Genomic DNA, 10,883 nt, shown 5'->3' on the forward strand with positions numbered 1-10,883 from the left:
TCAAAATCTACAGTTGATTTCAAAGCAACAAAAACTTAGAAACATGAGTCTTTCCACCAATTACACCCTCTGACACAAGCCTAAAAACTCGTAGTACCAAGTATAATGTACCGACTAAAAAAGCAGAATGACACCCATTTCTCTTCATCAACCACCCAAATACGCCTTTCTGACTGCTTCGTTGGTCAATAAGTTACTGCCGCTGTCTTCTAATACAATACGACCATTTTCGAGCACATAACCGCGGTCAGCCAAGCGCAAAGCTTGATTGGCATTTTGCTCGACCAAAAAGACGGTAATGCCTTTACTTCGCAGCGTTTCAATAATGTCAAAAATCTGCTGAATAATGATAGGGGCTAACCCGAGTGAAGGCTCATCTAAAAACAACAGCCGAGGTTTACTCATTAAGGCCCTGCCCATCGCCAACATTTGTTGCTCGCCGCCAGACATGGTGCCCGCACGTTGCAATTTTCGCTCTAACAAGCGTGGAAACAAATCATAAACTTCTTGTTCTAAACGCTCAAACTCAGCTTTGTCTTGCAAGAAAAAACCGCCCATATGCAGGTTTTCTTCAACCGTTAAGCGCGAGAAGATCCGCCTGCCTTCCGGTACAATGGCAATGTCTTGGCGCATAATGGTAGATGTAGCCTGGTGGTGGATGGGCTGACCTTCAAAGAGAATTTCACCACTGCTGGCTTTAGGCTCACCGCACACCGTCATCAATAAGGTCGTTTTACCGGCTCCATTTGCGCCAATTAAGCTAACAATTTCACCTTCGCCAACCTGTATATTAACGTCATGTAACGCTTGAATTTGACCATAATGGGCATTGACGTTTTTCAGCTCTAACATTAAAACTCTCCCAAATAGGCTTTGATCACTTCAGGGTTAGACTGAATTTGCTCTGGGGTGCCGTCTGCCAATGGACAACCTTGGTTAACCACATAAATGCGATCAGAAATGCCCATCACTAGCTTCATATCGTGCTCGATGAGCAAGACCGAAACTTGGTGTTTATCTCTCAGCTCCACAATCAATTCATCAAGCTCCGCAGTTTCAGCCGGGTTCAAACCTGCGGCTGGCTCGTCCAACATCAATAAGTTAGGCTGCGTCATCATGCAGCGTGCTATTTCCAATCGCCTTTGCTGACCATACGCCAAATTGCCGGCTTCTCGATTGGCAAACTCACTGAGACCAATGCGTTCAAGCCATGCCGACGCCCTTTCTACACCTTGCTGCTCAGCTTGGCGAAAGCTTGCCGTTTTAAACAAGCCCGCAAGAAAGCCAGTGTTGAGGTGGCGGTGTTGCGCCACCAGCAAGTTTTCAATCACCGTCATATCTTTAAACAAACGAACGTGCTGAAACGTACGCACCATGCCTTTGCGCGAAATAATATGGCCAGGCAACTGCTGTAACGGTTCACCGCGATATATGATCTGGCCTGCGGTGGGCTTATAAAACCCTGTTAAGCAATTAAATACGGTCGTTTTACCCGCACCATTGGGACCAATGATCGAAATAATTTCTTTTTCGTACACATCAAGGGCAACATTGTTGACGGCTAACAATCCACCAAAGCGCATGGTCAAACCGGAGACATGTAATAGCTTATCCATTGCGCATCTCCATTTTCGGGCGAGTCATTGGCAATAGTCCCTGCGGCCGCCAAATCATCATAAATACCATCATTAAACCAAACATCAGCATTCGGTATTCATTAAACTCTCGCGCCATCTCTGGCAGAATGGTCATAATAATGGCCGCTAAAATCACCCCAACCTGCGAACCCATACCGCCTAATACGACGATGGCTAAAATGATGGCAGATTCGATAAACGTAAAGGACTCCGGACTGATAAAACCTTGCCGAGCGGCAAAAAAACTGCCGGCAAAACCTGCAAACGCAGCGCCTATGGTAAATGCGGATAACTTAATGACGGTGGGGTTTAACCCTAATGAGCGACACGCAATCTCGTCCTCACGCAGCGCTTCCCACGCTCTCCCCAAAGGCATTCGCAGCAATCGGTTGATCACAAAGATGGTGAACACAACAAGCATAACCGCCGCCAAATAGACAAAAATCACCTTGTAAGTAGAGCTGTAATCAATGCCAAAGAATTCATGAAATAAGCCATTGCCTTCCTCTTTAACACGACGGCCAAACTCTAACCCGAACAGCGTGGGTTTGGGGATCTGACTAATGCCATTTGGCCCACCGGTGAGCTCCGTCATGTTGTTGAGCAAGATACGAATAATCTCCCCAAAGCCCAAGGTGACGATGGCAAGGTAATCGCCTCGCAACCGTAACACAGGAAAGCCTAATAAAAAGCCAAACAGTGCTGCCAGGCCGCCTGCAATAGGTAATGCAGTCCAAAAGCCGACACCAAAATAGCTGTTTAAAATGGCATAAGAGTATGCCCCTACGGCGTAAAACCCAACGTAACCGAGATCAAGTAACCCCGCTAACCCCACCACCACATTTAACCCCAAGCCGAGCATGACGTAGATTAAGGTTAAAGTGGCAAGGTCAACCGCGCCACGCGACGCAAAAAATGGCCAAATTAATAAACCGGCTAGTACCGCCACGGTTACAAAGCGGTATAAGGTCGGCTTTTGCTCTGGTGCAGGTAGTTTAAAACCCACGCCACGGCTTTTAGTTTTAATGCCTTGGGTGAGCTGAGAAATAGGCGCTTTAAATAACTGGGTAAAAAACACCAAGGTGACACCGGCGACTACCCAAGCGACGTGTTTACTGTCATTGAGCACTATGGTGAGGCCTTCAGGTTGATTTTCCAGTTGCAGACCAAGCAACCAACTGGAAAGTATCAGCATGACCACAGACGCAATTAAGGCGTCGATTAAGCTTGATTTACTCATACTTTTTCAACCTCTGGTTTACCTAAAATACCCGTCGGCATAAACAGTAAAACAAAACACAATAAGCCAAACGACACCACGTCTTTATATTCGGTACTGAAATAACCCGCCGTGATCGCTTCTGCAATACCCAGCAGTAACCCCCCTAACACCGCACCGGGAATGCTGCCAATGCCTCCGAGCACCGCCGCAGTAAAAGCTTTAAGGCCGGCCATAAAACCAAGGTATGGGTTGATAACACCGTAATACATGCCCAGTAATACCCCCGCCACAGCAGCAAGCGCAGCGCCGATAACAAAGGTAATTGAAATGACTTTATTGGTATTGATGCCGAGTAAGTTCGCCATGCCAATATCTTCAGCACAAGCGCGACATGCTCGTCCCATTCGTGACTTTGAAATAAACAGGGTCAGCGCAGTCATCGACAAAAAAGTCACGACAAATATCACCACCTGCATATAAGAGAGGGTGATGTTAAACCCATCCGCTGGGCCTATGGTCCACCCCCCAGTGATCAAACTCGGCATCGCTATATCGCGAGAACCTTGCGCCAAGCGCACAAAGTTTTGCAAGAATATCGACATGCCAATGGCAGAAATGAGCGGGATTAATCGATTGCCGCCACGCAATGGCCGGTAAGCAACCCGCTCGATACTCCAGCCATAAGCACTGGTAATGATAATGCTCAAGCTGAACGCGGCAATAAGCAGCAAAGGTAAACTGTCAATGCCGACCATCGCCAAGCCCGCTAACACAAAAAACGCGGCGTAACTGCCCAGCATATAAACTTCACCGTGGGCAAAGTTAATCATGCCGATGATGCCGTACACCATGGTGTAACCAATGGCGATAAGCGCATAAGTACTGCCAATGGTGACGCCGTTGAGAATTTGCTGAAGGAAATAATAAAACTGCTCAGACATAATATTACCAACCTGTCGCGGGTGGACGCTTTAGATCAAAAAAAGCCGGGCAAGCCCGGCATCAGTCATTTAATTTTGGCTTGAAGTGCCGTCTTTATGCCAAGTAAAGACGCCAAACTCAAAGCCCTTGAGATCGCCTTTTTTATCCCACGCCAGCTCACCCATTACGGTGTTAGTTGGCGTGGCTCTAAGATATTCGGCTAAATCCATCGGATCAGTCTTACCGGCTTTCAACCCTTGAGAAATGGCTTGAACAGCGGCATAACCTGTCCATACAAAGGGTCCTGTAGCGTCTCCACCTTTGGCGACGATGTGGTCGACTACAGCTTTGTTCTCTGGCAGTAAGTCGTACTTCTTCGGTAAAGTAACCAACAAACCTTCCGAGGCTTCGCCAGCAATAGCCGAAATGTCCTTGTTACCCACGCCTTCTGGTCCCATAAACTGCGCGGTTAATCCTTTTTCTTTTGATTGGCGCAACAACAAACCCAGTTCAGGGTGGTAACCGCCGTAATAAACAAAGTCGACATTCAGCTTTTTCAGTTTTGCAATCAATGCCGAGAAGTCTTTATCACCCGCGGTGACACCTTCAAATGCCACTACAGGAATCTTGGCTGCTTCAAGACCCGCTTTCACAGATGAGGCAATGCCCTCACCGTATTGTTGTTTGTCGTGGATCACCGCCACTTTTTTCGGCTTTACATGATCGATAATATAGTTAGAGGCAGTAGGGCCCTGGTCACTGTCTAAACCTATGGTGCGAAAAATCAGTTCATAACCTCTCGCAGTAATGTCTGGGCTAGTCGACGCAGCAGTGATCATTAAGATGCCCTCGTCTTCATAAATATCAGATGCCGGCTGAGTCGCACTTGAACACAAATGGCCGAGAACAAACTGAGCCCCATCGTTGACGATTTTATTGGCTACCGCCACCGCTTGCTTGGGGTCGCACGCGTCATCATATATCACGCCTTCAAGCTGTTTGCCGTTAATACCACCAGCGGCATTTATCATCTCAATTGCGGCATTACCGCCGGTAAATTGCATATCACCGTATTGCGCGACTGGCCCGGTGACTGGCCCAGCCATGGCAATTTTAATGGTATCTGCAGCTTGGGCTAATGTTGATGCGCCAAATAAAGTCATTGCCGCTGCTACGCTAGCCGCCGTTTTTGTCCACTTGTTCATTTCGCCTTCTCCGTGTTCTTGGCTGTAAAGAGCGCTAGTAAAGCCGCCTTTCGCAAATTGAGTTAACTTTCTTGTAACACTCAAAATATTAGATGAACAAGGTGGATTACGTGAAGTTTGTGACGGATCAGGTTCGCAGTCTTGGCATAACTCATGGTAAATAAACATAAAAACCAACAAAACCTCTACTGCTGAGATAAAAGTAAACCACCAGAGCCAACAGATAAAAACCTAAGCAGCATAAAACACTAAGTTCTAATTCAGTGAGAGATTGCTCATGCTGTGAGGTTACGCCTTTTTGGCCTAAAACTGATTTAACCTGCCGTTTATGGTCAATAATGTTATTATGGCGACGGCCCGTATATTTAACTTCCTTCATAAGAGTAACTTACATGATCATAGTCACAGGTGGCGCAGGCTTTATTGGCAGCAATCTTGTTAAGGCATTAAACGACTCAGGTTATCGTGATATCTTAGTCGTAGACGACCTCACCGATGGTACAAAATTTGTCAATTTAGTCGACTTAGATATTGCCGACTACATGGACAAAGAAGAGTTCATTGGCTTAATTTTGTCCGGCGAGAATTTAGGCCCAATAGACGCAATTTTCCATCAAGGCGCTTGCTCTTCGACTACAGAGTGGGACGGCAAAATGATGATGGAAAATAACTATGATTACTCAAAAGATCTACTGCATTACTGCTTAGACCGTCAAATCCCATTCTTATACGCTTCATCAGCAGCCACTTATGGCGGAGGCGGCGTATTTAAAGAGTCTCGTGAATACGAGAAGCCGCTAAACGTTTATGGTTTCTCTAAGTTTCAATTTGATCAATACGTACGAAATATTTTACCAGAAGCTGAATCGCAAATTGTTGGCTTTCGTTACTTCAACGTTTATGGCCCACGAGAGCAACACAAAGGCAGCATGGCCAGCGTGGCTTTTCACCTTAACAACCAAGTTAAAGCGGGCGAAAATCCCAAATTATTTAAAGGTACCGAAGGCTATGAAGACGGCGGCCAAAGCCGAGATTTCATCTATGTTGGTGACGTGATTAACGCCAACTTATGGTTTTTAGAGCACCCCGATCAGTCTGGTATTTTCAATCTAGGCACGGGTGAAGCTGAGCCATTTCGCGCCATTGCTGAAGCCGTTATCAAACATCATGGCAAAGGGGAAATTGAATACATTGATTTTCCCGAACATTTAGTCGGCCGCTACCAAAACTTTACCCAAGCAGACTTGACTAAGCTAAGAGCCACAGGGTTTGATTTACCCTTTAAAAATGTAGCTACCGGCGTTGCCGAATATTTAGAGATTATTAACCAGTAATGAGTCAGCAAGATCCACATTTTGATCCCAAAGCGTACAACCCAAGCTTTGAATGGAGCTTTTTACACCCTAAATATTGGGGCACTTGGCTGTATGTCAGCGCGGCGGCTTTGGTCAGCTTACTGCCCAATACCTGCCGCCGTTGGATTGCAACGGTGCTCGCGCGTGGAGCCTTAAAGTTAAACAGTAAAGCCAACCAAAGGGCGCGCACTAACCTTGAGATGTGCTTCCCAAATAATACACAAGAGCAAAGGGAGGCAATGCTACTGCAAAGTTACATTACCGCGGGTACTTTTTTGCTGGGCTTTCCTTCATTAAGTATTCGGCGCAAAAAATGGCTTGAGAAAAACTCTGTCATTCGCGGCGAAGAACACCTTTTTCGACTGAAAGAACAAGGTCACTCGGTCATTCTTTTAGTGCCTCATACTTGGGCAATTGACGTGCCAGCGGTGCTATTAGCTTCCCGTGGCATCCACGTTTCTGCCATGGCAAAGAAACAAAAAGACCAAGTCGCAGATTGGTTTATACATCGTCAACGCGTGCAATACGGTGGTCGAGTATATGAGCGAAAAGGTGGCGTAAAACCTTTTATTCGTTCCATCAAAGATGGCTACTTGGGCTACTACCTACCGGATGAAGATTTAGGGCCTGATAGCAGTGTATTTGTCGACTTTTTTGCCACAACTAAGGCAACAATCAGTGGTTTAGGTAAATTATCAAAAGTCAGCCGGGCAAAAATAGTGCCTTTATTTTCAATGTACAACGTCACAACCGGTAAATACGAGATAGATATTCAACCAGAACTGGACCCGTTCCCACTAGAGAGCGAGGAGCAGGATGCTCGATTAATGAACCAATGCATAGAAAACTATGTCAATCAGCATCCTGAACAATATATGTGGATTTTGCGCTTATTAAAAACCCGCCCTGACGGTGAGCCAAACCCATATCATAAAAAGTGACTATGAATAGAATTAAACAACTCTCTGATTATGACTATACTACTGCTCTAGTCTGTCTGTTTCCGATTTTGTCTCTGGCTTATGGCAAGGGGTATAACCTCGCGGCTTTACTGCTCTTTTTATTCTCTCTAATATCCATAAATAGTTCTAAGGCTTGTTGGAAAATCCAGCAAACTCGCCTTATTTGCTACTGTTATTTAGCATACTTTTTTATCTTTACTTTCTTTATGTTTCTCCATGGTGAGAAAGCAAGTTATATTGATCAAACAAGTAGAATAGTAATGGTTATACCAATACTGCTGCTCATTATTCATCGAGGCGTGAAGTTTCAGTACCTTGCGGCAGCGTTTGCTTTGGGAGCCATCATCGCAGGCTTAGTAGCAACTTATCAAGTATACATAGTGGGGATGGAAAGGGCATTTAGTCGAGGAGTTGGGCTCTGGGGGAAAGGTTACATGCCGATTCAATCCGGCAATGCCGCAATCGTTCTTAGTATGATTAGCTTGTGCTTTTTCATTTACTTTTGCCAAGTAAAAAAGTGGTCTTATATTACTTTAACTCTTTTAGGCACAGTACTTGGACTATTTGCAAGTTTACAATCCGGTTCACGTGGCGGCTGGGTATTTTTACCCTTTGCATTATTCTACCTTGCCATTCAAAATCGAAAACTGTTTAGTGCAAGAGTGACTCTCGTGTTAACACTATTCATTTTGGCTCTTATTACTGTCACAGCGTCTACTGATAACGCTGTCAGTTCACGCTTCGAACAAGCCTTCCAAGATATTGAAAAGCATGAAAACAACGACACTAACACATCGATAGGCTTAAGGTTGGAGCTGTGGAAAAGTGCAACATACTCAATCTCGGAAAACCCTATATTAGGGAATAGCCTTGCAACAAGGTTAGAACAAAGACAACAACAAATTCGCGACGGCAATATTGATTTCAACCCTAACTATGCGGACTGGCATGCTCACAACGAATATTTGGAAGCTTTAAGTTTGAGAGGTGGGATAGGTTTGTTAGCCCTATTGAGTATTTTTTTCATCCCGGCATACATTTTAAATGCAAACAAATCGGAAAGTAATTTACAACTACAAACAATTAACCAAGCAGGTATGACTTGTTTGATTATGTTTTCAGGCTTCGGTTTAAGCCAAGTTTATTTCAACCACAACTCGGGTATGATTTTTTACTCTTTCATTATCTCTTGCTTTATCGCCATTAGCATTAAACTGAAACACAATAATTAAAGGTTTACTTCGTGAGAATATTAATTGCTAGCTCTTACCGCCATGCTTGGAACAGCGTAAGACCAGAAGCTGAAGTATTTATTGAAATGGTCAAACAAGGTCACACCGTTACCCTGATGACTCAGGATAATTGTGAATATTTACCTCGATTTAATGAGCATGGCGTTAAAACCATTGCTTGTTACCCTACGAAAAAAATCTGCCCAACGACGATTAAAGCCATGCGCAAAGAGTTGGTTGAGGGCGACTACGATATTTTTTATGCCTTCAATTCAAAAACGATTCCAAACGCTTTGCTTGCCAGTATTGGTCACCGTACCAAAGTCGTCTTGTATCGAGGTACAACGGGTGGTTTATACCGTCACGATCCCACCGCTTACCTGACCCACTTAAGCCCTCGGGTAGATGGCATTATCTGCGTGTCTGACGCAGTCACCCAAGATGTGAGAAAGCGGGTATGGAAAAACAAAGATAATGTCGTCACTATCTACAAAGGCCATCAACTTGATTGGTATTTAGTCCCACCGACGGATCGAGCCGAATTTAACCTCACAGAACAAGACACTATTGCCATGTGTGCAGCCCATGTAAGGCCCAGTAAAGGCATCGACGTACTCATTACTGCCACCCACCATATCGATAACCCAAACTTTCATTTGATTCTTGCGGGCAGCGGCTTTGAGCCTTACTTTGAAGCAATGAAAGCCAGCCCAATGGCAGAGCGTATTCACTATATAGGGCATCGCAGTGATGTGCCTTCGTTAATGGCAATGGCCGACTTTCAAGTCCAGCCATCGAAAAGCGGTGAAGGTTTGCCAAGAACGATTATTGAAGCCATGGCTAACGGTACGCCATCAATTGTCACGACTACTGGCGGCTCACCTGAATTGGTTGAAGACGGCAAAACGGGATATATTGTGCCTACAAACGACCCTGTCGCTTTTGGCCAAGCAATGAACAAGCTCATTGCAGATAAAAGTAAGGTTCATGCATTCAGTCAAGCTGCGAAGATAAAGCTGGACACCGAGTTCAATGCCAGTGAAACGGTGAAAAAGCATATCGCTTTTTTTGAGCATCTATTATCCGAGCAATAAAATCACTGCCTGGCTGACTTTGTCACCATCGCTAGTTGCTGCTGAGTAATACAATGAAAATCAAGCTGTTTGACGACATCATCACTCGGCTTGATCGGTTGCTTATCAAACTGTCTGATTTTTTCTGCTAACAATCTTATGTCGCCTTTCGGCACGACCCCTTGCAGCAGTTCTCCAGTAAGAATTTCAGTAATCGGGCCACAATCAGTTGCTACGACAGGCACTTGTAGTGCCAGCGCCTCATTCACAACCAATACAAACCCCTCAAAGTCTGAGCTCAAAATAAAGAAATGTGAGCGCTTCATCCATTTAAAGGGGTTTTTGTCGAAGCCAACTAAGAACACTTGCTGATCCAACCCTAATTCTTTAATCAGCTGCTCAAGTTCTTTGCGCTGGTGCCCTTCCCCTAGGATGACAAGCTTTTTATCTATGTCGGCTATTTTATATGCCTTGATAAGAACATCAAAACGCTTCTGTTTTGTTAAGCGACCGACTGACACCACGTAATCATCTTCAAATGGCACAGTCTCTTGCGCTAAACGAGATAATTTTTCACCGTCACAAGGGTTGTGGATGACAGCTAATTTATCAATCGTCACCCCCAAAGACCGGGCTTTAGTTGCGATATCCTTACGAATAAACTCAGAAACACAAAATATTTTCTTGCCAGAAAAAAGCCGTTTAAACAAAAAACGGAAATATCGAGAAGAAGGCTTTTTCGCTAGTGCATGGGGTAAGTGCAAACTGTAAACCACATTATCTTGTGAAACACTGGCCAAACGATTCATAGAACGAATACCATTGACAAAGATGGCATCAAATTTTGGTTTCCCCTCTAAGAACTTGGTAAAGGCCTTCCCGTAAACATAGCTTGCCCATAAAAACTCACTATTTGGCAACAGCTTTCTTAAGATTAGTTTGTAAAAGCAGTAGTACAGCGCAAGCCAAGGTCTTGAAATAAAAAATGATTTCATATCTAGAGTATGAAAATGACAATCAAAGTCTACAGGTAAGTCAATACCTTTCTCTAAGCATAATAATGAGACATCATTCCCTGCTTCAACGTGGTACCTTGCAGTATCTAGGGTAATTTTTTGCACCCCACCACCTTTTAGGTTGTGAGTCACAAATAAAATGCGTTTTACATTACTACCTTCAGAAACCATATTGCAAAAGCCTTTAATTACAGCGTTCAGAATTGCTCAATTGCGAGATGCTAAATGACTCACAACGAGATAAGTTCAGTATTCAACTC

The 10,883-nt window shown here is 44.5% G+C and carries 11 protein-coding genes; 4 read left to right on the forward strand and 7 right to left on the reverse strand.

The genetic code is table 11. From position 1 onward, the window contains the following. Positions 1-147: 147 nt before the first annotated feature. The 6 genes from D1Z90_RS06140 to D1Z90_RS06165 form a co-directional block, all read right to left on the reverse strand. Positions 148-852: an ABC transporter ATP-binding protein gene (locus D1Z90_RS06140; RefSeq protein WP_119909869.1), complete on the reverse strand. Its 705-nt coding sequence runs from the start codon at positions 850-852 to the stop codon at positions 148-150. Beyond that, positions 852-1,616, reverse strand: a complete 765-nt coding sequence (livG, locus tag D1Z90_RS06145) for a high-affinity branched-chain amino acid ABC transporter ATP-binding protein LivG (RefSeq protein ID WP_119909870.1) — start codon at positions 1,614-1,616, stop codon at positions 852-854. The genes D1Z90_RS06140 and livG overlap by 1 nt, the downstream gene beginning before the upstream one ends. Next, the gene (locus D1Z90_RS06150) at positions 1,609-2,877 is read right to left on the reverse strand and encodes a high-affinity branched-chain amino acid ABC transporter permease LivM (protein WP_119909871.1); all 1,269 of its coding nucleotides are present in this window, start codon (positions 2,875-2,877) and stop codon (positions 1,609-1,611) included. Before D1Z90_RS06150 ends, livG begins: the two co-directional genes overlap by 8 nt. Continuing rightward, positions 2,874-3,800: a high-affinity branched-chain amino acid ABC transporter permease LivH gene (gene livH / locus D1Z90_RS06155; RefSeq protein WP_119909872.1), complete on the reverse strand. Its 927-nt coding sequence runs from the start codon at positions 3,798-3,800 to the stop codon at positions 2,874-2,876. Before livH ends, D1Z90_RS06150 begins: the two co-directional genes overlap by 4 nt. 69 nt (positions 3,801-3,869) lie before the next feature. Then, on the reverse strand, positions 3,870-4,985 hold the full coding sequence (locus D1Z90_RS06160; protein WP_119909909.1) for a branched-chain amino acid ABC transporter substrate-binding protein: 1,116 nt from the start codon (positions 4,983-4,985) through the stop codon (positions 3,870-3,872). A gap of 151 nt (positions 4,986-5,136) precedes the next feature. After that, positions 5,137-5,364, reverse strand: coding sequence for a hypothetical protein (locus D1Z90_RS06165; protein ID WP_119909873.1), 228 nt, complete (start codon positions 5,362-5,364; stop codon positions 5,137-5,139). 13 nt (positions 5,365-5,377) lie between these two features. Between D1Z90_RS06165 and rfaD the strand changes: the two genes are divergently transcribed. Genes rfaD through D1Z90_RS06185 form a run of 4 tightly spaced genes read left to right on the forward strand, consistent with a single transcriptional unit; the run spans position 5,378 to position 9,628 of the window. After that, positions 5,378-6,319, forward strand: coding sequence for an ADP-glyceromanno-heptose 6-epimerase (rfaD, locus tag D1Z90_RS06170; RefSeq protein WP_119909874.1), 942 nt, complete (start codon positions 5,378-5,380; stop codon positions 6,317-6,319). Then, positions 6,319-7,281, forward strand: a complete 963-nt coding sequence (gene lpxM, locus D1Z90_RS06175; RefSeq protein WP_119909875.1) for a lauroyl-Kdo(2)-lipid IV(A) myristoyltransferase — start codon at positions 6,319-6,321, stop codon at positions 7,279-7,281. Before rfaD ends, lpxM begins: the two co-directional genes overlap by 1 nt. A 2-nt stretch (positions 7,282-7,283) precedes the next feature. Further along, positions 7,284-8,534, forward strand: coding sequence for an O-antigen ligase family protein (locus D1Z90_RS06180; RefSeq protein ID WP_119909876.1), 1,251 nt, complete (start codon positions 7,284-7,286; stop codon positions 8,532-8,534). 11 nt (positions 8,535-8,545) lie between these two features. After that, entirely contained in the window at positions 8,546-9,628 is a 1,083-nt protein-coding gene (locus tag D1Z90_RS06185) for a glycosyltransferase family 4 protein (protein WP_119909877.1), read from the forward strand. A 2-nt stretch (positions 9,629-9,630) separates the two neighbouring features. Here D1Z90_RS06185 and D1Z90_RS06190 read toward each other — a convergent pair whose 3' ends face one another. After that, entirely contained in the window at positions 9,631-10,794 is a 1,164-nt protein-coding gene (locus tag D1Z90_RS06190) for a glycosyltransferase (RefSeq protein WP_119909878.1), read from the reverse strand. Positions 10,795-10,883 lie beyond the last annotated feature (89 nt).

Origin of the sequence: Motilimonas pumila, assembly GCF_003596335.1 — a bacterium.
GTDB lineage: Bacteria > Pseudomonadota > Gammaproteobacteria > Enterobacterales > CBDFNC01 > Motilimonas > Motilimonas pumila.